The organism is Clostridium sp. JS66 (genome assembly GCF_033561535.1).
Taxonomy (GTDB): Bacteria; Bacillota; Clostridia; order Clostridiales; family Clostridiaceae; genus Clostridium_AM; species Clostridium_AM carboxidivorans.
This window is the reverse complement of record NZ_CP131467.1, coordinates 742180-767604: the sequence shown is the minus strand read 5'-3', so window position 1 is coordinate 767604 and position 25425 is coordinate 742180. Positions and strand designations below refer to the sequence as shown.

At 29.8% G+C, this 25425-nt stretch carries 25 protein-coding genes; 1 reads left to right on the top strand and 24 read right to left on the bottom strand.

Features of this window, described 5'->3' with window-relative positions; translation table 11 throughout:
- Positions 1 to 43: 43 nt before the first annotated feature.
- The 22 genes from recO to gpr form a co-directional block, all read right to left on the bottom strand.
- Complete coding sequence (recO, locus tag Q6H37_RS03395) at positions 44 to 820, bottom strand: DNA repair protein RecO (RefSeq protein WP_318739177.1); 777 nt, start codon at positions 818 to 820, stop codon at positions 44 to 46.
- A gap of 92 nt (positions 821 to 912) precedes the next feature.
- Positions 913 to 1794 carry a GTPase Era gene (gene era / locus Q6H37_RS03390; protein ID WP_007061137.1) on the bottom strand — a complete coding sequence of 294 codons (882 nt, stop codon included), beginning with the start codon at positions 1792 to 1794 and terminating at the stop codon, positions 913 to 915.
- A 171-nt stretch (positions 1795 to 1965) separates the two neighbouring features.
- A complete protein-coding gene (locus tag Q6H37_RS03385) occupies positions 1966 to 2667 on the bottom strand; it encodes a diacylglycerol kinase (protein ID WP_318739176.1) in 702 nt (233 codons plus the stop codon).
- 27 nt (positions 2668 to 2694) lie between these two features.
- Positions 2695 to 3195: an rRNA maturation RNase YbeY gene (gene ybeY / locus Q6H37_RS03380; RefSeq protein WP_318739175.1), complete on the bottom strand. Its 501-nt coding sequence runs from the start codon at positions 3193 to 3195 to the stop codon at positions 2695 to 2697.
- A gap of 11 nt (positions 3196 to 3206) precedes the next feature.
- Positions 3207 to 5282: an HD family phosphohydrolase gene (locus Q6H37_RS03375; RefSeq protein ID WP_318739174.1), complete on the bottom strand. Its 2076-nt coding sequence runs from the start codon at positions 5280 to 5282 to the stop codon at positions 3207 to 3209.
- A gap of 191 nt (positions 5283 to 5473) precedes the next feature.
- Positions 5474 to 6616 carry a sporulation protein YqfD gene (gene yqfD / locus Q6H37_RS03370; RefSeq protein WP_318739173.1) on the bottom strand — a complete coding sequence of 381 codons (1143 nt, stop codon included), beginning with the start codon at positions 6614 to 6616 and terminating at the stop codon, positions 5474 to 5476.
- A complete protein-coding gene (gene yqfC / locus Q6H37_RS03365; RefSeq protein ID WP_318739172.1) occupies positions 6609 to 6893 on the bottom strand; it encodes a sporulation protein YqfC in 285 nt (94 codons plus the stop codon). Before yqfC ends, yqfD begins: the two co-directional genes overlap by 8 nt.
- Before the next feature lie 91 nt (positions 6894 to 6984).
- The gene (locus tag Q6H37_RS03360) at positions 6985 to 7431 is read right to left on the bottom strand and encodes a GatB/YqeY domain-containing protein (protein WP_318739171.1); all 447 of its coding nucleotides are present in this window, start codon (positions 7429 to 7431) and stop codon (positions 6985 to 6987) included.
- A gap of 27 nt (positions 7432 to 7458) precedes the next feature.
- Positions 7459 to 7635, bottom strand: coding sequence for a 30S ribosomal protein S21 (gene rpsU, locus Q6H37_RS03355; RefSeq protein ID WP_007061146.1), 177 nt, complete (start codon positions 7633 to 7635; stop codon positions 7459 to 7461).
- A 126-nt stretch (positions 7636 to 7761) separates the two neighbouring features.
- Positions 7762 to 8106: a histidine triad nucleotide-binding protein gene (locus Q6H37_RS03350; protein WP_318739170.1), complete on the bottom strand. Its 345-nt coding sequence runs from the start codon at positions 8104 to 8106 to the stop codon at positions 7762 to 7764.
- A 176-nt stretch (positions 8107 to 8282) separates the two neighbouring features.
- Positions 8283 to 9593, bottom strand: coding sequence for a tRNA (N(6)-L-threonylcarbamoyladenosine(37)-C(2))-methylthiotransferase MtaB (mtaB, locus tag Q6H37_RS03345; protein WP_318739169.1), 1311 nt, complete (start codon positions 9591 to 9593; stop codon positions 8283 to 8285).
- 49 nt (positions 9594 to 9642) lie between these two features.
- Complete coding sequence (locus Q6H37_RS03340; RefSeq protein ID WP_318739168.1) at positions 9643 to 10407, bottom strand: 16S rRNA (uracil(1498)-N(3))-methyltransferase; 765 nt, start codon at positions 10405 to 10407, stop codon at positions 9643 to 9645.
- A 35-nt stretch (positions 10408 to 10442) separates the two neighbouring features.
- Positions 10443 to 11378 (bottom strand): 50S ribosomal protein L11 methyltransferase, encoded by a 936-nt coding sequence (gene prmA / locus Q6H37_RS03335; protein ID WP_318739167.1) that lies wholly within the window; start codon positions 11376 to 11378, stop codon positions 10443 to 10445.
- A 107-nt stretch (positions 11379 to 11485) separates the two neighbouring features.
- Positions 11486 to 12628 carry a molecular chaperone DnaJ gene (dnaJ, locus tag Q6H37_RS03330; RefSeq protein WP_318739166.1) on the bottom strand — a complete coding sequence of 381 codons (1143 nt, stop codon included), beginning with the start codon at positions 12626 to 12628 and terminating at the stop codon, positions 11486 to 11488.
- A 139-nt stretch (positions 12629 to 12767) separates the two neighbouring features.
- A complete protein-coding gene (gene dnaK, locus Q6H37_RS03325) occupies positions 12768 to 14630 on the bottom strand; it encodes a molecular chaperone DnaK (protein WP_318739165.1) in 1863 nt (620 codons plus the stop codon).
- A gap of 69 nt (positions 14631 to 14699) precedes the next feature.
- Complete coding sequence (gene grpE / locus Q6H37_RS03320) at positions 14700 to 15323, bottom strand: nucleotide exchange factor GrpE (protein ID WP_318739164.1); 624 nt, start codon at positions 15321 to 15323, stop codon at positions 14700 to 14702.
- 63 nt (positions 15324 to 15386) lie between these two features.
- The gene (gene hrcA / locus Q6H37_RS03315; protein WP_318739163.1) at positions 15387 to 16424 is read right to left on the bottom strand and encodes a heat-inducible transcriptional repressor HrcA; all 1038 of its coding nucleotides are present in this window, start codon (positions 16422 to 16424) and stop codon (positions 15387 to 15389) included.
- 192 nt (positions 16425 to 16616) lie between these two features.
- Positions 16617 to 17768 carry a radical SAM family heme chaperone HemW gene (gene hemW, locus Q6H37_RS03310; protein WP_318739162.1) on the bottom strand — a complete coding sequence of 384 codons (1152 nt, stop codon included), beginning with the start codon at positions 17766 to 17768 and terminating at the stop codon, positions 16617 to 16619.
- A gap of 34 nt (positions 17769 to 17802) precedes the next feature.
- Positions 17803 to 19611, bottom strand: a complete 1809-nt coding sequence (lepA, locus tag Q6H37_RS03305; RefSeq protein WP_318739161.1) for a translation elongation factor 4 — start codon at positions 19609 to 19611, stop codon at positions 17803 to 17805.
- 138 nt (positions 19612 to 19749) lie between these two features.
- The gene (locus tag Q6H37_RS03300) at positions 19750 to 20100 is read right to left on the bottom strand and encodes a hypothetical protein (protein ID WP_318739160.1); all 351 of its coding nucleotides are present in this window, start codon (positions 20098 to 20100) and stop codon (positions 19750 to 19752) included.
- Between the two features lie 171 nt (positions 20101 to 20271).
- Positions 20272 to 21351: a stage II sporulation protein P gene (locus tag Q6H37_RS03295; protein WP_412523901.1), complete on the bottom strand. Its 1080-nt coding sequence runs from the start codon at positions 21349 to 21351 to the stop codon at positions 20272 to 20274.
- 122 nt (positions 21352 to 21473) lie between these two features.
- Positions 21474 to 22448 (bottom strand): GPR endopeptidase, encoded by a 975-nt coding sequence (gene gpr, locus Q6H37_RS03290; protein ID WP_318739159.1) that lies wholly within the window; start codon positions 22446 to 22448, stop codon positions 21474 to 21476.
- Between the two features lie 233 nt (positions 22449 to 22681).
- On the opposite strand from gpr, the gene rpsT reads away from it, so the two are divergent.
- On the top strand, positions 22682 to 22948 hold the full coding sequence (gene rpsT, locus Q6H37_RS03285) for a 30S ribosomal protein S20 (protein ID WP_318739158.1): 267 nt from the start codon (positions 22682 to 22684) through the stop codon (positions 22946 to 22948).
- A 91-nt stretch (positions 22949 to 23039) separates the two neighbouring features.
- On the opposite strand, the gene Q6H37_RS03280 is transcribed toward rpsT, so the two are convergent.
- Both Q6H37_RS03280 and Q6H37_RS03275 read right to left on the bottom strand, forming a co-directional pair.
- Complete coding sequence (locus Q6H37_RS03280; protein WP_318739157.1) at positions 23040 to 24032, bottom strand: glycosyltransferase; 993 nt, start codon at positions 24030 to 24032, stop codon at positions 23040 to 23042.
- Positions 24033 to 24208: 176 nt separating this feature from the next.
- Positions 24209 to 25423, bottom strand: a complete 1215-nt coding sequence (locus Q6H37_RS03275; RefSeq protein WP_318739156.1) for a glycosyltransferase family 2 protein — start codon at positions 25421 to 25423, stop codon at positions 24209 to 24211.
- Between the last annotated feature and the right edge of the window lie 2 nt (positions 25424 to 25425).

Genomic DNA, 25425 nt, shown 5'->3' with positions numbered 1-25425 from the left:
CTCCTTTTTAATAGTTTATCGCTTATATAATTTAAATTTCACATCACTCAAATTTTGTTAAACAATTAAGTATATCCAAACTTTTAGGTCTTCTAAAATAACTTTGATCAATAAATTGAGATAATACTTTGTAAAGCTCATCTTTTATTTCTTTTGATAAATTAACTCTATATACATTTTCTAGAGGAATTTTAGATAAATATTTAAGAGCATTATATGCTGGATAACTTACATTAATACCATTGACTTTTGCACATTCTTGGCAAACCCCTCCAGAATACTGGAAACTTATATAGTTAGAAGTATTTATTTTTTTTCTGCACATACAGCAATGTTCTAAATTAAAACCATATCCTGTAGCTTGTAAAGCTTTTATTTCAAAAGCTCTTGCTAAAATTTCTATATCAACAACCTTATTCTTTAAAAAATAAAAAGCTGTAATTAGTAATTTGAAAAGTTCCCTGTTACTTTCTTCATCCTGCATGGATATGTCTATAATTTCACAAAAATAAGATGCATAAGTTAATTTATCTAAATCATTAAGTAGTTCTTGGAATGAATCTATAGCTGTGCTTTCATTAATTACATAAAGACTTTTTCCTCTGTAAACTACATAGTCTCCATAGGAAAATTGCAAAGTACTAGTAAATAATTTATTACTACTTTTTTTCGAACCTTTCGCAATAGTCGATATCTTTCCCAACTTTTCACTAAATAGCCAAACAAGTTTGTCTGATTCTTTTATATCTTGAGTTTTTATAACTACAGCCCTGGTCTTAAATATGGACAGAAAACCACCCCCTCCACACTTTATCGACACATTTTACAATTTTTGTGGTATACTTTGAAAATTAATAATAATCGAATATATATTTCGTATTCTAAGTATATTATATACTTAGTGTGTGCAATTTATTTATAACCAAGTTCTTTTAACATACTTGAACTATCTCTCCACTCTTTCTTTACTTTAACCCAAAGCTTCAAATTAACTCTAGTTTGCAAAAATTTTTCTATATCTTGTCTAGCATAAGTGGATATTTTCTTAAGCATAGAACCATTCTTGCCTATTATTATACCTTTATGTGAGTCTTTTTCACACAATATAGTAGCATCTATATGGTACATGCCCTTTTCATCCTTTTTCATAGATATAATTTCTACAGCTGTACCATGTGGCACTTCTTGAGAAAGTAATCTTAATGCTTTTTCCCTTATAGTTTCCGCTACAACAAATCTTTCTTGTTGATCTGTAATCATATCTTCTGGATAATACTTAGGTCCTTCATGCATGTACTTTACCATAAGTTCTTTTAATTCATCTACATTTTTTCCTTTTAACGCAGATATAGGTATAATTTCTGCAAAACTAAATACCTTTGAATAGTTATCTAAGGTTTTTGCAACTCTTTCTTGGGTATTTTCATCAATTTTATTTAGAACTAAAAATACAGGTACATTACACTCCTTTAATTGTTCAAGTATGTACATATCACCTTTTCCAATCTCATCTTCTGGATTTGTAAGAAATAGTATTAAATCTACTTCTTTTATTGAATCCTGAGCTATTTTAACCATAAATTCGCCAAGCTTATGTTTTGGTTTGTGAATACCAGGAGTATCAACAAATACAAGCTGAAAATCTTTTTCTGTAAGTATAGTTTGTATATTATTTCTTGTTGTTTGAGGCTTACAAGAAACAATGGATAGTTTTTCTCCCATTATTGAATTTAATAGTGTTGACTTTCCCACATTAGGCCTTCCTATTATTGTTATGAATCCTGATTTAAACATAAATTCTCTCCTTATTTTTGTAATCTTTCTTAAGTAAAAAGTTTATACTAATATTTTCTCTATATTTCTAATATTTATTATAAGTAAGTTGTAAATAAATTATAGCACTATCTTCATTCATTGCAATATTTTATTTTATTAACATCTGTAATATGAGTAGTTCAAAGCTTTTTATCCGAATATTCTAAACAATAATATAGTAATCAAGGTTCCAAAAATTCCTCCTACAATAACCTCAACTATAGAATGTATTTCAGAATCCACTCTACTTTGAGCAACTATAAAAGCTAATATATAACTTAAAATTACTACTGCTAATTGACCAGTAATAAGTGCTATAGTAGTAGCTATAGAGAAAGCTATTGCACTGTGACCACTTGGCATACCTCCTTTAAGAGGTGTTCCTTCTCCAAAAATAGCTTTTGCTACTAAAGTAGTTATACATACAATAGCTAGTATTATAAAAATAACATATGGACTAGTACTTTTTACCTTCATTATCAATATAAAGTTTATATACTTTAATTTGTCCCAAAATATTATATATCCTACAACTACAGCATTTATAGCTGTTATTAGAACTCCACCAGCTGCCACGTTTTTGGCAACCTTTACTAAGGGATGGTAATAATTAGTTGTAGCATCTACAGCAAACTCTATAGCTGTATTTATAAGTTCAGCCATAATTACCATACTAATAGTTATTGTTATGGCTAAAAGTTCTATTTTACTTAAATCATAAAAAAAGCAGGCAGTTAGTACTAATAGAGCCGAAACCATATGTATTTTCATATTTCTCTGAGTTCTAACTGCATATATAATTCCTTCTATAGCATAGTTGAAACTGTCAAGTAGTTTTCTAACTTCTCTCATATTTTCATCTACTTTCTTTATATGTATTTACCTTGTTAAATGGAACTTTTCTAATATTTGCTCTTCCCTTTTTCTCATAATTGATTTTTCATCTTCTTCCATATGATCATATCCTAACAAATGAAGTACAGAATGTATGGTAAGATAGACTACTTCTCTAATAAATGAATGATTAAATTCTAAACTTTGTTCCTTGGCTTTTTCAAGAGAAAGTACTATATCCCCTAACACCAAACTTCCCTCATCTAAATCTACATGTGAAAAATTAAAATCTTTATAAGTATCTTTAAACACCTTTCCCTTTTCATAATCTAGCATTGGAAAAGAAAGTACATCTGTAACTTTATCAATATTTCTATTTTCCTTATTTATTTCTTTTATTTTTTCATTATCAACGAATATAACACTTACTTCACAAGGAATATTAACTTTTTCTTCCTGCAGCGAATACTCAATAATATTTACTATATTCTTTTCTATTTCATCTGAAATTTCTATTTTATCTTGTCTATTATCTATAAAAATCATATTTACACTCCTTACTTATTCGCCCATTTATCTTCAGGATACTCTATTCTCTGATGATATATCCCTGTAAGAACCTTTAAAAAGGATTTTCTTATTTTATTTATATCTTTTAATGTAAGATTACAATTATCTAGTTGACCCTCATTTAATCTATTTTTTATAATTTTGTTAACCATTTCTTCAATTTTACCCTTAGTTGGTTCACTTATGGATCTTACTGCAGCTTCTACTGCATCAGCTAACATTATTATAGCACCTTCCTTTGTTTCAGGCACAGGTCCAGGATATCTAAAATCTTCTTCTTTAACATCCTCAGGTCTTTCACTAGAATTTTTCATAGTTACATAAAAATATTTTACAAGAGATGTTCCATGATGCTGTTCTATTATATCTCTTACAGCCTTTGGAATCTTATACTGTTTTGCTAATTCTACACCATCTTTTACATGAGATGTAATTATAAGAGTACTTAAATTAGGCGTAATTTTGTCATGAGGATTATCACTTCCTAATTGATTTTCTTTAAAAAAGTAAGGTCTCTTTATTTTCCCTACATCATGATAATAAGATGCAACCCTTGCGAGTACTGGATTTCCACCCACTTCTTCTGCAGCTATTTCAGCAAGATTTCCAACTAAAATACTGTGATGATAACTTCCTGGAGCTTCCATTAATAGCCTTTTTAGCAGAGGATGATTAGGATTTGATATTTCTAATAATTTTATAGTAGTTATAACATCAAAAGTACTTTCAAAGAATGGAAGAAGTCCAATAGTAAGAATACCAGATAATATACTTCCAATACATGCAAGTAATGCCTTTTGGGTTACATCCGCCACACTATTACTTAATAAAAATCCTACTGAAAAGGTTAAAATTACATTCATTATTGAAATATATATTGATGAATATAAAATATCATTTCTTTGCTGCATCTTTTTTAATATTACAGCACCAATAACAACATTTACTAATGCTAATATAGTTATTTCTGGGCTAAATTCAACTGCTCTACTTATAAGCACACAATTTAACGCACTTATAGCCAAAGAAACCTTATAATTTACTAAAAGTGTAAAAATCATAGGTATACAAGCTAAAGGTATTAAAAATGGTGAAATTACAGCTAAACTTCTAGCTAAAAGTATAGCTATACAATTCAATATATTTATCATTATAAGCTTATTAGTGTCACTATATACGTTATTATGATACTTATAAAGATAAAACCACTGTAGAAACATTATTAGTAAAATTAGTATGCTTAAACAAATATATATGTACCATTCAAAATGATAGTTGCTATTTAAAAGACCTAAATCCTTTAATATTTCTATTTGATACTTAGCAACTGGTTCTCCTTCTTTTACTATTATCTGGTCTTTCTTTATCATAACAGGAACAACTTTTTTTATTGCATCCTTTTTTAATTCTTCAGTTTTATCCTTATCGTAGAAAAAATTAGGAGTAATTAAAGCGTATCCTATGCTAGCTGATATGTCTTTTAATGATTTAGGAATTTTTGATCCATTTACTTTTAGTTGTATGCTTTCCTGTGCTTTTTTAATATCCTCCTGATTATCCTTTTGGCTATTATCACTTATATTGTTGTTATCATATATATCGGCCATATTTTTAATTGAAAAATCTTGAACAGTTTTCAGATCCTCTTTACTTAGCCTTATAAGAGTTAAATAATCATCATCTGATAAGCTTATTTCCACATTGCTTTTTAACTTTTGAAGCTTATCTTTTTCCTCACCGGTACCATCTTTTACTTGTAATAACTTAGAAAAAAATGAATTTATCTTATTTATAATTTCAGTTTTTACTTCCGGTTTTTTATTATATTGTATAGGTACAGAATCAGTCGCCTGCTGTATTCTTGCTGCTGTAGACACCTCATCTCTAACTTCTCTCGGTGCTTTTATATCTACCTTAGCAATGTCGCCTTCCTTCAAGCTATACTTCTTAGTTACTATCGATGTTACTAATACAGAAAAAATAAATATAAATGTTAAAATAAAAATAATTATCTTATTTGTTTTTTCTTTGGCAAAAAAATTCCTTATGGATAATTCTTCCATGTTAACCACCTTTTCATTAATATGCATCCATATTTTATCCAGAGATTACATACTGCATAAATTCAACCAAACCCAGACTTGGGTAAAATACCCAAATGGTATTTTACCACTTTTTCTTTACCCAATCTGAATTAAGCTTTATTTTATTACCTTTTGCTTAAGTTTATATCCACCTAAGTATAAAAGACTTCTTATTGTATTGGTTGTTCTAAAGCCACATTTTCTTCAGCTACAACTAATACCCTCATTCTATAAGAATCTCCCTGCTCATAGCTCACTATTTTATCTACAATTTTAACAGATTTATCTAAGTTTGCACATATCTTTGAATAAAGTTCATCATATGTATCATTTATTACCTTTTGAGGATCCTTATGAACAGTAGTTTCTTTTACTTCATAATAATTTTCAATATTAACACATAATCTTTTATCTTCTATTTTATCATATTTAACAAATTTATTCGGAGATTTTTTTAAATATAGCTTTTTACCATTAAAATTTATATATATGTCTTGTGCTTTTTTGCCTGTACGTTCTCTTTTTAAAGTATCAATTTTTACATCCTTAATTTCTTCATAAAAGGTTCTACATATTACATTCCCAACTGCATGAACAGCATAAGTTGAGTTTTCATTTCCTTGTTCTCCCTTTACTACAATTTGTCCTTTTCTAATCATATCTCCCTTTTTCACCACAGACGTTCCTGCTTTAGTATATACTCTTATTACTTCACCATCCTTTTTAGCAACTAAATTACATGGTTTATCATCAGCTACTACATTAGGTGGTGATTGCCTTTCCATTGCAGAAATTTTAAGTTTTGCTCCATCGACCCTAGCCTTTACCCACATTATATTGCCGTTATTTTTCATGAGATTTTCTTCTACTTCGTAAACATTTATGTTTTTCTTATTAATTCCAGGCTTTATGCCATAAGATTTAAGCTGTTGTCTTATTTCATAAGGTGTCAAATTATGATCCACATTTATTTCTATACTCCATATAAATGTAGATAAATAATAAATTATGCCTACAAACAATATTATACCAATTACAAAAGCAATTCTTCTTTTTACTTTAATTAAGAAAAATGCAAATCCTCTTCTTTCAACTATCTTTACTTTAGTTTTTGTCCTTTTAGCTATATCCTTAAGCTTAATATAATCTTTTAAACTTATATCTATATTCAGGGTAGTAATGTCTTTTTTTATAACGTTTCTTACACTAATGCCATTTTTCCATAAAAGATTGATAAATTTTTCAGGTATAAGAGATCGTGCTTCTATAGTTATTATACCACTTTTATATTTTTGGAAATTAAACTTACTCATTTGCCTCATAAATTATGGATTTAAATTTCCCACCTACTGTTATGGTACTTCCCCCCATAAACAGTATTTCAAAATTAACTCCATTTATAGATATCAATCCTATACCTGAATTTATCTTTACTTCATTTTCATTAAACACTACTATTCCCTTATGGTTCTCTATTACTATTTCATTATGTCCTGTCACCGTAATTTTGGGTACATTTAAAATTATGTCTCTGGGTAAATCTAGCTTGTCTGCAATATCTTGTTTTGTTCTATTAAACTTTCCCTTCACCTTATCACCTCTAAAAATACTTCCATACTAATTTATGAAGAAGATTTTTAATAAATGACAAAATAAAAAAGGTTGAGAATATCTCAACCTTTTATTTATTTAAATATTGCTTTACAATCTGACTTACAAGTTTACCGTCTGCTCTACCTTTTGTTTTAGGCATGATCAAAGCCATAACTTTGCCCATATCCTTAATGCTACCTGCACCTACTTCATCAACTGCTTGACGAACAATTTCGGAAATCTCCTCTTCGCTTAACTGCTGAGGAAGGTAACCTAACAAGATTTCTATTTCCTCATTTGCCTTATCAACTAAATCCTGCCTATTTCCTTTTTCAAATTCTAATATAGCTTCACGTCTCTGTTTAACTTCTCTTGATAAGACTTCAATAACCTGCTCATCACTAAGCTTATTACCATCTGTCTTTTCAACCTGCAAAACAGCCGCTCTTGCCATACTTATTGTTTCAGCCTTAGACTTTTCTTTTGCTTTTAAGGCTTGCTTCCAATCTTCTTGTAGTCTTTCTTTAAGAGACATTAACTTAGTACCTTCTTTCAAAGAATTCTATTTAAACTTTCTCTTTCTTGCAGCTTCAGATTTCTTTTTTCTCTTTACGCTTGGTTTTTCATAATGTTCTCTCTTTCTAACTTCTGAAAGAACACCAGCTCTAGCGCATTTTCTCTTAAATCTTCTTAATGCACTTTCTATAGTTTCATTTTCTCCAACTTTTATTTCTGACATATTTTATCCCTCCCTCCGCTAGCTCAATCTAATTTAAAAAAATTAAACGCAGCCAATGTAGGTTACATAGCACATTGTTTATTATACAACATAGATTTACAAGCTGTCAACAATTTCATTGAGATTTTAACCTGGAGGCCACTGAAGACTTCTTCCTCCTAATACATGAAAATGAATATGTGGTACTGACTGTCCTCCATCTTCTCCACAGTTACTAACAATTCTGTATCCAGTCTTATCTATACCTAACTTTTTAACTATTTCTTTTAGCACAACAAACACATGAGCTACTATTTTTGAATCTTCATCTGTTAACTCATTTAAGCTGCTTATATGCTTTTTAGGTATTATTAATATGTGAGATGGTGCACCAGGACTTATATCTTTAAAGCTTAGCACTATGTCATCTTCATAAACTTTTTCACAAGGTATTTCACCCTTTATTATTTTACAAAAAATACAATCTTCCATGATTTCACCTCCTTTAAAGTTATCTGATCACTATTAAATATAAAATTTATATAACTGCAAAATTTATAATTTAAAATTAAGTTTTACTTGATAATATTCAATATTTAATAAAAATATCCTTCTAAAAAATAAACTTTTCTTTTCAAATTTATTATATAATGTATAACAAATTAAATTTAACAATCATTTAGTAAGTTTCCTTCTAATATTCCATTTTTAGTTTGTACAATTTCAGTATTTTTAATACTTCCTGATATATCTTTTTGAGACTTTGATACAACTTTTATATAGTTAGGAGTATATCCTTCATACAAATCTTCTGAGTTACTACATTTTTGTTCGTATAAAACCTTCATATTCCTTCCCAAAAACTTTTTCATAAATTCTTCTTCCATAATCTTATCTAAAGCTATAAGTTTACTGCTTCTATCATCCTTAATATTACCATCTACTAAGTTTTTCATCTCAGCAGCTTTTGTTCCTTTTCTAGGACTATATTTAAATACATGAATTTTTGACAATTTTATTCTTTTTAAAAATTCATAAGTAGTATTAAATTCCTCTTCTGTTTCTCCAGGAAAACCAACAATAATATCTGTAGTTATTGATACATCATCAATATTAGATCTTAAATCTTCTACAATTTTTTCATATTCCCCAGCAGTATACCTTCTATTCATTCTTTTTAAAGTTTCATTACATCCACTTTGAAGTGATAAATGAAAATGAGGACATAACTTTTTAAGAACACTTATTCTTTCTATTACACCTTCTGTAAAGAATTGTGGATCTATCGAACCTATTCTTACTCTTTCTATACCATAAATTTTATCTATCTCTTCTAGTACAGAAAGTAAGTCGCAATCCCCTTCCAAATCAACTCCATAAGAAGCAGTATGTATTCCTGATAAAATTATTTCTTTAAATCCATGTGCTGCAAGTTCTTTAACTTCACTTATAATTTTTTCTGGCGGCTTACTGCACACGGCACCTCTTGCAAAAGGAATTAAACAATATGAACAGAATCTATTACAACCATCTTGTATTTTTAGGAATGCTCTAGTTTTATCTTGATAACTTTCTATATTCAATTCTTCAAAAGCATTATTTTTCATCACTTCTTTAACTTCTACTACTTGTTTTCTTTCTTCTCTTACTCTATTTACCCAATAAACTATTTCACCCTTATTTCTAGTTCCAAGTATAACATCTACTCCATCAATTTGGGATACTTCTTCTGATGCAATTTGTGAATAACATCCTACAACTGCTATGACAGCATCTTCATTTTCTCTTCTAGCTCTATGTATCATCTGTCTAGATTTTTTATCTCCCATATTAGTTACAGTACATGTATTTATAACATAAACATCTGCATATTCTTCAAAAGGCACTACTTCGTAACCATCTTTTATAAATTTTTCTACCATAGCTTCTGTTTCATACTTATTAACTCTGCAGCCTAAAGTAGCAAAAGCAACTTTCATTAAAATATTCCTCCTTTTAGTCAGAACACTGAGCAATTAAGATTGCTCGTTAAAGCTCATTTAGGGCTTTACCTCCTAAATCTCCTAATTCATACATAAGCAAAGACATACATACAAAACCAGCAGTTTCTGTTCTAAGTATTCTAGGTCCTAGTGTAACTATATGAGCGCCTAACTTTTCTAAAGCTTCTATTTCTGATTCTTCAAATCCACCTTCTGGTCCTATTATTATTCCTATTTTTTTTATACTGTCTTTATCTATATTATTTACAACTTTTTTTATTCCATAACCTTCTGCATTTTCATAAGGAACTACGATTAAATCCATTTGCTTTAGAACTTCTAGGAGACTCTGAAATTCTATTGGCGTATTAATCTTAGGCACTAAACTTCTTTTACTTTGTTTGCAAGCTTCTAAAGCAATTCTACACCATCTGTCTATTTTTTTAAATTCACCTAGTTCATTTTTAACCACAACTCTTTCCGTAACTATAGGTGTTACTTCTTTTACACCTAATTCTGTAGTTTTTTGAACTATTAAATCCATCTTAGCAGACTTTGGTAATCCTTGAAATAAATAAACTTCTACATTACTTTCATTGTTAAGTGGAAGCTTCTTTATAAATTTCACAATAACCTGCCTTTTGTTTATTTCTTCTATTTCTCCTAAGAATTCTTCACCTTCGCAATTATTTATATTAACTTTATCTCCAACTTGGAGTCTTAAAACTTTATATATATGTTTTACATCATCACCACTGATAACAGCAGAATCACCATTTATGTCGTTTTTATTAACAAAGAACTTATGCATAATACACCACCTTTTAAAATTACATCAAAAGTCTACTAAAGTTTTGCAACTATACATACCCATTCCCCATCAACATTTACTTCTTCTATATTAAATCCTGAACTTTCTAATTTACTTACAACATCATCTTTTCTATCTAGTATTATACCAGAACATATGAATCTTCCACCTGGAACTATAAAGTCCTTTACTCCATCTGTTAAGAATATTATTACATCAGCAATAATGTTAGCTACAACTATATCAGCTTTTCCTTGAACTACTTCCATAAGATTTCCATGAAGTATTTTTATATTATCAACATCATTATATTTAACATTTTCTGATGCAGATTTTACTGCTACAGGATCTAAATCTACACCTATAACCTCTTTTGATTTAAGCTTTGCAGCAGTTATAGCAAGTATACCTGAACCTGTTCCTATATCAAATACTTTCGACTCAGGTTTTACATATTTCTCTAGGGCCTTTATACACATTCTTGTAGTTTCATGTGTACCTGTTCCAAAGGCCATTCCAGGATCAAGCTCTACAACTAGTTCATCATCCTTTTTAGAATATTCTTCCCATATAGGCTTTACTACTACTCTTTCACCTACTTTAGTTGGCTTATAATACTTCTTCCAATTATTTTCCCAATCTTCTTCATTTACTTTGCATACTGTAATCAAACCTTTACCTTTATCTATTCCAAACTTCTCTAAGTCATTAATACTGTCTTTTATATATCTTAAATATCCATCAAGCTTTTCATTTTGTTTATAATAACCTTTAATTATTGCTCCCTCTTTAACGTTTAATAATGATTCATCAAAATAATCCCAATCTCCTGGATGCTTTTTCTTAAATTCTATATCTTCAGGATCTTCTATCGAAACCCCTTTAACTTCAGTATTATATAATATACCTGTTACAGCCTCTACTGCTTCACTACTAGTAACTATTGATACTTCTATCCATTCCTTATCCATAAACAACCTCCACACAATTAATCTTTTATCACATCTACTTTATAATTATAGACTTAATATGTCAATAAAAAACTTTGTTTCCCAAAATTTTGAGAAACAAAGTCTTTTTATTTTAAATTATCTTTTAGCTTGTCAATAAAAGATTTTTTATTATGTTTTCCTTCTGCCATTTCGCCGCTTGCTTCAGCATACATATAAAGAGCTTCTTTCTGTTTCTGGTTTAAATTTTTAGGAATATCTACTACTACATTAACATATTGATCTCCTCTACCATGAGAATTGACCCTAGGTACTCCTTTACCTTTCAATCTAAACACAGTTCCAGGTTGAGTTCCTGCTGGAACATCATACTTGACATCTCCATCTATAGTTGGAACTGTTAATTCTACTCCTAAAGTAGCTTTTACAAAGCTTATATGAGTATCTATATAAATATCAAAGCCTTTTCTCTTAAATTTATCACTAGGCATTACTCTTATATTTACATACAAATCTCCTGCTGGGCCACCGTTATTTCCGTGCTCACCCTGCCCCCTTATAGGCATTACATTACCAGTGTCTACACCTGCTGGTATATTTATTTTTATTTTTCTTTGTTTTCTTATTTTTCCCTTTCCCTTACATTCTGGACAAGGGTCTGTTATTATTTTTCCTTTACCACCGCACTTATCACAGGTACTCATACTTACAAAGCTTCCTAGTGGAGTGTTTCTTTGAACTCTCATTTGACCAGTTCCGCCACATTTATCACAAGTATGTGCACTTGTTCCTTCTTTAGCTCCTGTTCCATTACATTTTTCGCAATTTTCGCTTCTTGTTATATTTACCTGCTTTTCAGCTCCAAAAACAGCTTCTTCAAAAGTCAAATTTAAGTTATATTCAAGATCAGCTCCCTTTTGAGGGCCATTTCTCCTTTTTCCATTTCCACCAAATCCCCCACCAAAGAAGGAATCAAATATATCACCAAAGCCTCCAAGATCTGAAAAATCAAAACCTCCAAAGCCTCCATCGAATCCACCAGCTCCATTAAAGTCAGTAGTTCCAAATTGATCATATTGTGATCTTTTCTGTGGATCTGAAAGCACTTGATAAGCTTCATTTAGCTCTTTAAACTTTTCTTCTGCTTCCTTATCACCAGGATTTCTATCTGGATGGTATTTTAGTGCTGATTTTCTAAACGCCTTTTTTATTTCATCTTCACTTGCACCTTTTTCAAGTCCAAGTAATTCGTAATAGTCCTTTTTTGCCATCCCTGCTTTTCACCACCTAATATAAAAATTAAAATTTTACAATTATTTCAGTTACTCAAATTAAGGGAAGAGTATAACTCCTCCCTTAATTATCACAATTATATATTATACACTATATATATCTAATTAGTGAACATTTTTATTTGTCATCTTCAACTTTATAATCTGCATCTACTACATTATCATCATGTTTTGTTCCTGCATTGTTTTGTCCTGCACCAGCTGCTCCTCCCATGTTGTTTGGATCAAATCCTGCTCCTTGTGGATTTGCTGCTTGGTATATTTTTGATGATACTGCATAGAAAGCTTGAGTTAAATCTTCAGTAGCTTTCTTTATAGCTTCTAGATCTTCTCCATCTTTTACTGCATTAACAGCTTTAACTTTTTCTTCTATATTAGCTTTGTCTTCTGCTGATACTTTATCTCCAAGATCCTTTAATGTCTTTTCTGTCTGATAAACAGCCTGATCAGCATTATTCTTTACTTCTATAGATTCTTTTCTCTTTTTATCTTCTTCAGCGAATTTTTCTGCATCTTTAACAGCCTTATCTATTTCATCATCATTTAAGTTAGTAGAAGCAGTAATTGTAATGTTAGCTTCTTTTCCTGTTCCTTTATCCTTAGCAGAAACATTAACTATACCATTAGCATCTATATCAAAAGTAACTTCTATTTGAGGAACTCCCCTTTGTGCTGGAGCTATACCCGAAAGTGTAAATCTTCCAAGAGTTTTGTTGTCACCAGCCATTTGTCTTTCACCTTGAACTACGTGTATTTCAACAGAAGTCTGTCCGTCTGCAGCTGTTGAGAATACTTGACTCTTTTTAGTTGGTATTGTAGTATTTCTTTCAATTAATGGAGTAGCAACTCCTCCTAAAGTTTCTATACCAAGTGTTAATGGAGTAACATCAAGAAGTAATACATCTTTAACATCTCCTGTTAAAACTCCTGCTTGAATAGAAGCTCCTACTGCAACACATTCATCTGGGTTAACTCCCTTTGAAGGTTCTTTTCCAGTAAATTGTTTAACTGCTTCTTGAACTGCTGGTATTCTTGTAGATCCACCAACAAGTATAACCTTATTTACATCATTAATTGTAAGTCCAGCATCTTGAAGTGCTTTTTTCATTGGTTCTATTGTTCTTTGAACTAAATCATGAGTTAATTCATTAAATTTAGCTCTAGTTAAAGTCATATCTATATGCTTTGGACCAGTTGCATCTGCTGTTATGAATGGAAGATTTATGTTAGTCTGCATTGAAGATGATAATTCAATTTTAGCTTTTTCAGCAGCTTCTTTTAATCTTTGTACAGCCATTTTATCATTTCTCAAGTCTATTCCATTTTCAGCTTTAAATGTATCTGCTATATAGTTCATTATCTTTTCATCAAAGTCATCTCCACCAAGCTTTGTATCACCATTTGTAGATTTAACTTCAAATACACCATCACCAAGTTCTAGTATAGATACATCGAAAGTACCTCCACCTAAGTCATATACAAATATTTTTTGATTTGTATCCATTTTGTCTAATCCATAAGCAAGTGATGCTGCTGTTGGTTCGTTTATTATTCTTAAAACTTCAAGTCCTGCTATTTTTCCAGCATCTTTTGTTGCCTGTCTTTGGCTATCGTTAAAATAAGCTGGAACTGTTATAACAGCTTGAGTAACTGTTTCACCAAGGTAAGCTTCAGCATCTGCTTTTATTTTCTGAAGCACCATTGCTGATATTTCCTGTGGAGTATAATCTTTTCCATCTATATTTGTTTTATGGTTTGTTCCCATATGTCTCTTTATTGATATTATTGTCTTATCAGGATTTGTTATTGCCTGTCTTTTTGCTACCTGTCCTACTAATCTTTCACCATTTGCTTGGAATGAAACTACAGATGGAGTTGTTCTTGCTCCTTCTGAATTTGTTATAACTACTGGTTCTCCACCTTCCATAACTGCTACGCATGAATTGGTTGTTCCTAAATCAATTCCTATAACTTTTGACATATTAATTTACCTCCTAAAATATCAAATGAATTAACATTCTTTCTATATGTTTGTTATTTATAATAAATTTTAATTTGCAACTTTAACCATACTATGTCTTAAAACTTTATCGCCTCTTTTGTATCCCTTTTGGAATACCTCTACTACTTGATTTTTTTCATACTGTTCATCATCAACATGCATTACTGCATTATGAACATTAGGATCAAATTCTCCATCTGATTTAATTTCTTCTACTTCTAGCTTTTCTAAAGCGCCATTAAATTGCTTTATAGTCATTTCTATTCCCTTTTTTAAATCATCTACACTGCCTTCTACAGTTATAGCTCTTTCAAGGTTATCTAATACTGGTAACAACTCTTTTAGGATATCTTCACAAGCATTTGTATATATGCCTTCTTTTTCCTTTGCTGTTCTCTTTCTAAAGTTGTCATATTCTGCTACTGTTCTTGCCAATCTATCCTTAAAGGTTTGATTTTCACTGTCTAATCTAGTATTTTCTTTAGCTAATTTTTCATTTTCACTTTTTATTTCATCAACTAAAGATTCTTCTAATTTTGAATCATCCTCTTGTGAATTTTCATCTTTTTCTTCAGCATCTACATTTTGGTCTTTATCAACTTTTTCTTCTTCCACATTTTCTTCAATTAATTCACTCTGCTCTTCCACTTTAACTTGTTCTTTCTTTGACATTTAAATAACTCCTCCAATCTAGCACTTTCTAAATTGCTATCATATATTTTAAAGCCTATTTTGTTATCCATCTTGAGGATACATATGAGTTAAGATATAATTTAACTCTTTAACTACATTAGCCATCAAAGATATTACCTTTGAATAAGGCATTCTAGTTGGTCCAATTACTCCTATTTCTCCTACAGGCTTGTCATTTATACTATAAATTGCTGAAACTACACTGCATTGTTCTGCACCTTCTACAAAATTTTCAGTTCCTATTTTTACAGACATATTAGCACCACTGTTTAAAAGTCCACTTATCTTATCTTTATTATCTAACAATGATAAAAACTCACGTGCTCTTTCTATGTCCTTGTATTCTGGATAATTAAATATATTAGTTGAACCTTCAGTATAAATTTCAGATTTATCAACTGTATTTAAACTTTCATATAATACAGGAATTATAGCATTGAATATATCATCATATCCTTTTAAATCACTTCTTAAGTTATTTATAACTTCTAAATTTATTTGATCACAATTTAAATTTCTCAATCTAGTATTTAACACGTTGCTTAATTTTGTAAGCACATCTGAAGCAACAGCTTTACCTACTCTAATTACATTGTTTTTTATTAATCCGCTATCTGTAATTATTAACAATAATATATTATTACAATCAATATCTAAAAGCTGAACATGCTTTATGGAGCTTTTCCCCACAGATGGAGCTTTTACAATACAGGCCATTTTAGTCAATTCAGATAAAATAGAAGTAGCTTGTTTTAATATTCTGTCTACCTCAAACAACGCTGTATTTAAAATATGTGTTTTTATCATATATTCTTCTTCAGGTGTTAAATTAGGTACCTGCATAAGCTTATCTACATAAAGCCTATATCCCTTATCAGAAGGTTTTCTCCCAGAAGAAGTATGGAGTTGTTCAAGATACCCCATTTCCTCAAGATCTGCCATTTCATTTCTTATAGTAGCAGAACTTATACCCAAATCATACTTTTTTGCTATGGTCCTGGATCCTACAGGTTCAGCAGTGTTTATAAAATCATTTATTATTGCCTGAAGTATTTTTATTTTCCTTTCATCCATTTCCATAATTTCACCTCTTTATTAGCACTCGTTGTTGTTGAGTGCTAATTACTATGATTAAAAAATAGCACTGATAATTTTATTTGTCAACACTACATAATTAACTTTATTTGTACGGATAAACTTATATGCAAGTTTAAAATAGCTAAATATTAAAATTTCTCTGTTTTTCTAGCGAAACCTATCAAAGTCTTTAAATTAAGTTAATATAAAGTCACACATGACACTATTAGAAATTTCTATGCCTCTTTCACTTAAAAATAAATTATCATCTTCACACATAATCATGCCATTATCTACATATTTTTTTATAATATTAGGATATATATTATAAATATCTGTGGCAAATCTCCTCTTAAATTCTGTTATAGATATCCCAGATATTTTTCTAAGCCCCATAAAAACAAATTCTTCTATATTATCTTTTTTAGAATTTTCATGCTCATCAAGTTTTAAATTCTTATTTTCTCGTATATCTTTAATGTATTCCTGTATATCTTCATTTTTTCTATACCTTAAATTATCTATATAAGAATGAGCTCCTGACCCGCACCCAATATATTCTTGCAAATTCCAGTATACTAAATTATGTTTACACTCTCTTCCTGGCTTTGAAAAATTAGATATTTCATATTGCCTATAACCTTTGCTTTTTAAAAATTTTATGCCATATCTATACATTTTTCTTTCCATTTCTTCTTCTGGCAAAATTAATTTTCCTTTTTGATCCATTGAGTAAAAAGGAGTGCCTTCTTCAATTATAAGACTATAGCAGGATATATGCTCTGGATTTAGCTCTACTACTTTATCTAGAGTTTCTTTCCATTGCTCAATATTTTGTTCTGGTAAGCCAAACATCAAATCTACATTTATATTTTCAAATCCTATATTTCTTGCCATTTCATAACTTTTAATAAAATCTTGGACAGTATGAATTCTCCCCAATTTTTTCAATATATTGTTTTGCCAGCATTGAAGTCCTATGCTAAGTCTATTAACTCCCATTTCCTTTAAAAATTTTAATTTGTCTTTTGTAAAGGTTCCTGGATTTCCTTCTACAGTAAATTCTAAGTCTTTAGTTTTTTTCAATTTATCTATAGCCTTTTTAATATTACCCCATGCTTCTAAAGTCAAATAGGTGGGAGTACCCCCACCTATGAATATAGTCTTTATACTCCTTCCAGAACAGCTTTCTATATCATTTGCTAAAGCCTTTGAATAATCTAACATAAGATTTTCCTTACTGGCAAAAGAAGGGAAATCACAGTATAAACACTTTTGTTTGCAAAAGGGAATATGAATATACAAAGCTACTTCTTTATTTTCATAGATAGTTTCACTTTCTAGCATAAAATTATCACACCTTTTTACATTGAAAATCAATTTATTCTCCTGTTTTAAGTACTGCCATAAATGCTTCCTGTGGAACTTCTACACTTCCCACCTGTCTCATTCTCTTCTTTCCTTCTTTCTGTTTCTCAAGTAACTTTTTCTTTCTAGATATATCTCCACCATAACACTTTGCTAAAACATCTTTTCTCATGGCTTTAATTGTTTCTCTAGCTATAACTTTGCTGCCTACTGCAGCTTGAATTGGTATTTCAAACATCTGTCTTGGTATTATCTCTTTTAATTTTTCTGCTATAGCTCTACCCCTAGCATACGCTCTTTCTTCTGGAACTATCATGGATAATGCATCTACTATTTCTGCGTTTAAAAGAATATCTAATTTAACTAATTTAGCATCCTTATATCCCCTTAGTTCATAATCTAAAGATGCATATCCTTTAGTTCTTGATTTTAAAGCATCAAAAAAGTCATATATTATTTCATTTAAAGGTATTTCATAATTTAAGGATACTCTTGTAGTTTCTATATACTGCATATCCTTAAACGTTCCACGCCTGTTTTGAGCAAGTTCCATAACAGCTCCAACATAATCTGATGGTGTTATTATAGACGCTTTTACTATAGGTTCTTCCATATACTTTATTTCCGAAACGTCTGGAAGATTTGTAGGATTAGTAAGTTCTATAACTTCTCCATCAGTTTTTCCTATTTTATATATAACAGATGGTGCTGTAGTTATAATATCTAAATTAAATTCTCTTTCTATTCTTTCCTGTATTACATCCATATGAAGAAGTCCTAAGAATCCACATCTAAATCCAAATCCCAAAGCAATAGAAGTTTCTGGTTCAAAAGATAGTGCAGCATCATTTACTTGCAACTTTTCAAGTGCATCCTTTAACTCACCATATTTCGCTCCATCTACAGGATAGATACCACTATACACCATAGGTATTGCTGGTCTATATCCTGGTAATGCTTCTTTAGCTGGTCTATCAGCCTCTGTTACTGTATCTCCTACACGAGCATCCCTAACATTTTTAATAGATGCTGTGAAATATCCAACATCTCCTGCTTTTAATTCACTAACAGGCATATATCTAGGTGCAAATACCCCTGTTTCAACTACTTCATATACTTTTCCTGTAACCATTAGTTTTATTTTTGTACCAGGTTTTATAGCTCCTTCTTTTACTCTTAAATGGCACACTACTCCTCTATAACTGTCATAAGATGAATCAAATATAAGCGCTCTTAAAGGAGCATCTTCATCACCTTGTGGTGCTGGTACTTTTTCCACTATAGCTTCCAATACATCTTCTATATTGAGGCCTGTTTTTGCTGATACTAAAGGTGCATCTGATGCCTCAATTCCTATTACATCTTCTATTTCCTGCTTAACTTCATCCGCTCTAGAACTAGGCAAATCTATTTTATTTATTACAGGTACAATTTCTAAATCATGATCTAATGCTAGATAGCAATTTGCTAGAGTTTGTGCTTGTATACCCTGTGTAGCATCAACTACAAGTATAGCACCTTCACAAGCAGCCAAACTTCTAGATACTTCGTAATTAAAGTCTACATGACCAGGGGTATCTATAAGATTCAAAATATATTCATGTCCATTATCTCTTTTATAAACAAGTCTCACTGCTTGTGATTTTATTGTTATTCCTCTTTCTTTTTCAAGTTCCATATTATCAAGAACCTGTTCATCCATTTCTCTTTTTGTAAGGGTTCCTGTTTTTTCTATTAATCTATCAGCAAGTGTAGACTTTCCATGATCTATATGAGCAACTATAGAAAAATTTCTTATATATTTTTGCCTTTCGCTCTGCATATCCTTTACCCTCCATTACTAATTACAATTTAAAAGATTTGCATCTTATTGCAAATCTTATACTATACTCTTAATATAAATAATCATAGTAAATTATAACACAACAACAATACAGTTAAAAGTGGATTCTATATACCTTTATTTAACTTTATGCTGTATAGTATTATTTATTTTTTCTTCAACACTCTTAAATACATCAGAAGTTTTATTTAACATATAGGATGTGTTATTTTGAACTTTTTTACCAATATTATTAATAATTTTACCAGAACTGTTTTTTATATTTGTAACAGCCTTTGAATTTATGTATAAAGAATACTCCCCAACTTCAAATCTAAAATTAAAAGGCTTCTTTGAATAATCTACTTTAAAATCTGTTTTATCCTTTATAAACTTAGGCAAATTATTACTAATAACAATAATTCCATACAAGGATATGAAAAAGCATATTATTATCATAACCATAATACTCCTACCATTCTTTTTCATATAAGAAAAAACACCCCCAAATAATAATTAATAGTTAAAAAGTGAACATATCCAACCTTCAACTATCCTATTATTTAAGGATGTACTCTTTTTTTATTTTTATTCAATGTTAGTATATACTTATTCTAATTTTTATCTAATAACTTTACCTCAATATTCCCATCAAAGAATCTATTTATTAAGACATTCTGCTATTACTCTAGCAAGATATTTAGCTGATGCTTTTGCCTCATCAGTAGTATTTATATCTGCACCTATTTCTATTAGTATTGCATTGTTACTTTTATCTTGATTAAAATATCTTGTTCCATAGTTATAGTAACATACACCTTTACAAAAGCCTGGAAACAATTTATCTGAAGTTTGTATTATTTTATTTGCTAAATCCATATTTTTATCAAAATGTGGATTTTTTCTGGCCATAACAATCATAAATTTAGCTACATTTTCTCCATTTAATTTAATAGTAACTGCTTTTTTATCATCTACAGAATCTCTGTGCAAATCTATTACTAATTTAAAGTCTTTATACTGTTTTAAATATTTATCTACTGTTACAGCTGATCTTTCATAGCTTTGAGTATAAGCTTCTGCATCATGTACTGTTTTGTCGTTTATTCCAGATATACCATAATTTTTTTGTAACTCATTTACTAATGCATCACCTACTGCACAAACATTTTGAGATGTGTCAAAACTTATAGCATTACCTGGTTTATAGCTTTCGGTGGTGTGAGTATGATATATAAATACTTCTGGCTTACTAGTATTTAAAGCTTTCTTCAGTTTTGGATCATAAAGATTTACCGTTTTATTTTCTAAATTTAAATTTCCATTAGAACTATCATTTGATTTTGAATTGTCCTTTGAAACTTGTTTTTCATCTAACTTAAATTGATTAAAATTCACATTTGCATCATTTTTTGAGCTATCATTATCCAAATTCATATAAGATATTTCTTTTGATAAAACTGACATAGGATTGTTCATTTTCAATCCTAATACCTTTAATACCGATTCACTTAACGAAAATCTACTTTCCGCCATGTCATCTTCATTAAAAGAAGTTGCCTTTACTGCTGGCATTGTGAAATTCAAAACCTGTACATAGAATAGATTCCTTTTTACATTACTGCTATAAGAATTAGCTTTAGCTACAAAAGGCACGATGATAATAATAAATAAACTCATCATTATAATGTATAATCTCAATGCCAAATTATTTTTTGTATTATTTCTTCTGTATCCCACCAATTACACCACTATGAAAATATTCAAAGCAGCTTTCCCCCCTCTCAGATAAACTACTAAGTTTTTCTCATGTTCAAACAAATTCTATATTAAATTTATATTACAAATCTTTAAATTTATAACTAATTTAAGAACTTATTTATATCTTCGAGATTTAAAGCTGGCTGAAGAGCTATATTTATTCCATTAGCTATTACTTTAGAAACTGAATCTATAACTAAATCTACCTCTTTAGGAGTTACCATTAAGTTTCCAACATAAGGATCCAAAAGCTGCTCAATCATATGCTGCTTTTCATTTTTATCTAAAGATTTTAACATATTATAGAATTTACTATCTTTTTTAGATTGTTTTATCATTTCATCTAATACCATATCAATAGTATCATTAGCCATTGTAGCTGCATCCACAACAGTTGGTATACCTATAGCTATTACCGGTACTCCTAAAACATTTTCACTTATCTCCATCCTCCTATTTCCAACTCCTGAGCCTGGAGATATTCCTGTATTCCCTATTTGAATTGTTGAATTTACTCTATCCATTTTTCTTGAAGCCAATGCATCTATACATACTATTAAATTAGGCTTTATTTTTTCTACTACACCTTTTACAATTTCTCCTGTTTCTATTCCTGTAAGTCCTAAAACTCCTGGTGCTATAGCGCATACGGGCCTTATACCCTCATCTATTTTATCTGGAACTAATTGTTTTAAATGTCTTGTAATCATCAATTTAGATACCACCTTAGGTCCTAAAGCGTCAGGAGTTACATTCCAATTTCCTAGACCTACTACTAGAGCAGTCATACTATCATCTATGTTTACCATTTCAGATAAAGTTTTGCCAAGAACTTCACTGACCTGATCCATAGTATCACCATCATAATAAGTAAACTTTGGCATATCTATGGTTATGTATGTCCCTTTAGGCTTCCCCATCATTTTTTCTCCTACATCAGTCACTATTTTAACTGTAGTTGTCTTTATATCATCTATACAATTTTCCTCCACCTCCACTCCAGGTATATCACCATTATTCTCTTGCTTATAAATTTCTGTAGCTTCAACAGCCAAATCAGTTCTTATACCAAACATAACTTCACTCCCTTAAATAAATTTTCTATTAGGTTTTCCTTAAATCAACATGCATATTCAAATTTTAAGCATAATGCAAATCCAAAATATTACATTTTTAAGCTTGCATAGTAAAAAAATACTTGAAGTACTTAAAATTTAATGATATAATATCATTTGTTGAATAAACGAAACTCACTAGCAAATTTCCCCAGAGCTGTTGAGGCCCTATAAAAATACGAGGGGGTGAAAATATGGCAAATATAAAATCTGCAAAGAAAAGAATAAAAGTTATAGAAACTAAAACTCTTAGAAACAGAATGATTAAATCTGCATTAAAAACTGCTATAAAGAAGTTTGAAGTTGCTATAACTAGCGGAAATGCTGAAGAAGCAAAAACTACTTTTGTTAGTGCCGTTAAAGCATTAGATATGGCTGCTTCAAAGGGAGTAGTACATAAGAACAAAGCAGCAAGAAGCAAATCAAGATTATCAGCAAAATTAAAAAGTTTAACTGCTTAATAAATAAACCGGTTCTTTAAACCGGTTTTTTTATTTAGCAATCTCTCACACTAAGTTGTCTACCATTTGGTACACAACGGTTTAATAGAAATTAATCCATTAACATGTGATTATAGCTATTGTGCAATTCTTTTATACACTCTTCCCAACTAAAATTCTCCAATACGTGCTTTTTCAATGTCTCACTTTTAGGCTTCTTAATAGCTCTTACAATTGCTTCACTAATACTGTTCTCATCATAAGGATTACAATATTCAGCCATATTCTTAAAATACTCAAATGTACTGCCTTCAATAGTAGATACTATATTACATCCAGCTGCAGCTGCTTCTAATGACGAAAGACCAGGAGTTTCTACAAAGCTAGGTAATACATGTGTTTTACAAAACTTATACGCATTATATATATTGTAACTATCCATGAATCCTAAATATATGACATTACTATACTGCATACATTTATTAAAATATTCTCTGTCATTTATATTTCCAATAAGAACTAGCTGTAACCCTAAATCACTGCACGCTTTTGCCAATAGAAGTTGATTTTTCCTATAGCATATCCTTCCTACACATAATACATAATCATTGAGTCGAAATTTTTCCTTAAAATTATATACAATTACTTTCTCATGCTCTATTTCAACACCATTATAAATAACTCTATATGGTATAAAGTTTCCAAACTCTTTTTTTATAATATCTCCTTCCATTTTGCTATTTGGATATATCATCTTACATCCCTTTAATATTTCTAATCTATAAGCTTTACACTTATCCCAAAGCTTAATGCTATCCAAATCATTAACATAATTATAATATTTTTTTAAGTCCCAATATACAGAAGATAACACTATACATTTTTTTAAGGATTTAGCTTTTTTGTAGTAACTATAAGTTTCTCCTATTCTAGTTAAATTAAATAGATGCACTATATCATAATCGGAATAATCTGTTATTGAACCATTATTTATATCTGCCTCTACTCCAATTTTTCTTAAATATTGTGCTGTTTTTAATATTTGCATTGAATCTCCTGCAAAGTTTCTATAATAATCGTTTCTTATACATAATAATACTTTCATAGCAATCCCCCTAAACAAGTTGCTAATTTCTAGATATTCTCAAAATATTATTATGCATATACTTCTTTAATTATAACGATTTGTTTAAAGGTATATAGTGTCATATATTATCAATGCACCTTATATCCTTCAAATTTCTATTACTTATATATTTTTTATTCAAGTACTTAAAAATATTAAATTGTAACTATAAATACATATCCCCCACCTTCAGGCTTCTCCATTATTTTCTTATAATTAAGTTCACTTAAAATATTATTTAACGTATCTATTGAAAGTTCATTATTATCTTTGTTATTAAGAATAAAAATCATCTGTCCACTATCATTCAATATATTTTTTAATGCTGATAAAACTTCTTTAACATTTTTAAAGCTTTCTATGCATTCATCAATATATATATAATCAAATTTATTTTTAATAAAACTGGTATCTATAAAACTTTCCTGTGTATAAAAGACATTATTACATATAGTTTTTAAATCTACTATATATTTTCCATGTAAGGCATAGTAATCTAACCTAATGCCTTTCACCTCTTTTTCTTTCATTACATTTTTTATTTGAACTCCAGTAGCTCCGGAAGTTTTACCTAGACCTAAAATACTCACTTTCTGCATCTTATCATATGAAAGATTATTCACAATTCTAAAATCAACAACTGAGGCATCCCATGAATCCACACCAAACTTAGTTCTAAATATTTCTCTATTTCTAGCAAATACCCCTCCATATTGATCCCTCATAGTTATAGAGCCAAAATGATGCACATAGGTGTCTTTTGCAAATATAAGCTTATATCCAGCTCTTCTATATCTATAGCTTAAATCATCATCATCAAAGCTACCTGGAGAATAGGCTTCATCTAAGCCACCTATATCTTTAAGATCCTTTGTTCTAAAAATCGCCGCATACAGTACAAGTCTAAGTCTTTCTTCCCATTTATCTGGATTGGATTTATTATATTCTTTTGCAAACTTATCTAACTCATCTAAATTACTGTAGTTTGCACTTATCACCTGATGATTTGATGAAAAATTACATGCAGGCACTGCAATGCCTATCTTAGGATCAGACTCCATTACTTTAATTAAGTTATCTAACCAATTTTCTGTAAGAATTAAATCATTATTTAAAAATACGGTATACTCCCCATCACAATATTCTAAGGCTTCATTAAAAGCTTTGTCTCCGCCAACATTAGTTTCAAAATTTATCTTTATTTTATTAGGCAATGCTTCAAAATATTCTCTAGTCCCATCACTTGATCCATTATTTACAGAGATAAAGTCAAAATTAATATGTGATGTATACTTATAAAGACTATCAACTGCAAGCTTAGTATATTCCAACTTATTATATCCTAACATTATAATACTTACTTTTTTCATAA

What these genes read in the sequence shown, in the direction of transcription:
- era (WP_007061137.1), bottom strand. Translation starts at nt 1,794, where the DNA reads ATGTTTAAATCAGGATTCATAACAATAATAGGAAGGCCTAATGTGGGA.
- Q6H37_RS03385 (WP_318739176.1), bottom strand. Translation starts at nt 2,667, where the DNA reads ATGAGAGAAGTTAGAAAACTACTTGACAGTTTCAACTATGCTATAGAA.
- ybeY (WP_318739175.1), bottom strand. Translation starts at nt 3,195, where the DNA reads ATGATTTTTATAGATAATAGACAAGATAAAATAGAAATTTCAGATGAA.
- Q6H37_RS03375 (WP_318739174.1), bottom strand. Translation starts at nt 5,282, where the DNA reads ATGGAAGAATTATCCATAAGGAATTTTTTTGCCAAAGAAAAAACAAAT.
- yqfD (WP_318739173.1), bottom strand. Translation starts at nt 6,616, where the DNA reads ATGAGTAAGTTTAATTTCCAAAAATATAAAAGTGGTATAATAACTATA.
- Q6H37_RS03360 (WP_318739171.1), bottom strand. Translation starts at nt 7,431, where the DNA reads ATGTCTCTTAAAGAAAGACTACAAGAAGATTGGAAGCAAGCCTTAAAA.
- rpsU (WP_007061146.1), bottom strand. Translation starts at nt 7,635, where the DNA reads ATGTCAGAAATAAAAGTTGGAGAAAATGAAACTATAGAAAGTGCATTA.
- Q6H37_RS03350 (WP_318739170.1), bottom strand. Translation starts at nt 8,106, where the DNA reads ATGGAAGATTGTATTTTTTGTAAAATAATAAAGGGTGAAATACCTTGT.
- mtaB (WP_318739169.1), bottom strand. Translation starts at nt 9,593, where the DNA reads ATGAAAGTTGCTTTTGCTACTTTAGGCTGCAGAGTTAATAAGTATGAA.
- Q6H37_RS03340 (WP_318739168.1), bottom strand. Translation starts at nt 10,407, where the DNA reads ATGCATAAGTTCTTTGTTAATAAAAACGACATAAATGGTGATTCTGCT.
- prmA (WP_318739167.1), bottom strand. Translation starts at nt 11,378, where the DNA reads ATGGATAAGGAATGGATAGAAGTATCAATAGTTACTAGTAGTGAAGCA.
- dnaJ (WP_318739166.1), bottom strand. Translation starts at nt 12,628, where the DNA reads ATGGCAAAAAAGGACTATTACGAATTACTTGGACTTGAAAAAGGTGCA.
- dnaK (WP_318739165.1), bottom strand. Translation starts at nt 14,630, where the DNA reads ATGTCAAAAGTTATAGGAATTGATTTAGGAACAACCAATTCATGCGTA.
- grpE (WP_318739164.1), bottom strand. Translation starts at nt 15,323, where the DNA reads ATGTCAAAGAAAGAACAAGTTAAAGTGGAAGAGCAGAGTGAATTAATT.
- hrcA (WP_318739163.1), bottom strand. Translation starts at nt 16,424, where the DNA reads ATGGAAATGGATGAAAGGAAAATAAAAATACTTCAGGCAATAATAAAT.
- hemW (WP_318739162.1), bottom strand. Translation starts at nt 17,768, where the DNA reads ATGCTAGAAAGTGAAACTATCTATGAAAATAAAGAAGTAGCTTTGTAT.
- lepA (WP_318739161.1), bottom strand. Translation starts at nt 19,611, where the DNA reads ATGCAGAGCGAAAGGCAAAAATATATAAGAAATTTTTCTATAGTTGCT.
- Q6H37_RS03300 (WP_318739160.1), bottom strand. Translation starts at nt 20,100, where the DNA reads ATGAAAAAGAATGGTAGGAGTATTATGGTTATGATAATAATATGCTTT.
- gpr (WP_318739159.1), bottom strand. Translation starts at nt 22,448, where the DNA reads ATGTTTGGTATAAGAACTGATTTGGCTGTTGAAGCTACAGAAATTTAT.
- rpsT (WP_318739158.1), top strand. Translation starts at nt 22,682, where the DNA reads ATGGCAAATATAAAATCTGCAAAGAAAAGAATAAAAGTTATAGAAACT.
- Q6H37_RS03280 (WP_318739157.1), bottom strand. Translation starts at nt 24,032, where the DNA reads ATGAAAGTATTATTATGTATAAGAAACGATTATTATAGAAACTTTGCA.
- Q6H37_RS03275 (WP_318739156.1), bottom strand. Translation starts at nt 25,423, where the DNA reads ATGAAAAAAGTAAGTATTATAATGTTAGGATATAATAAGTTGGAATAT.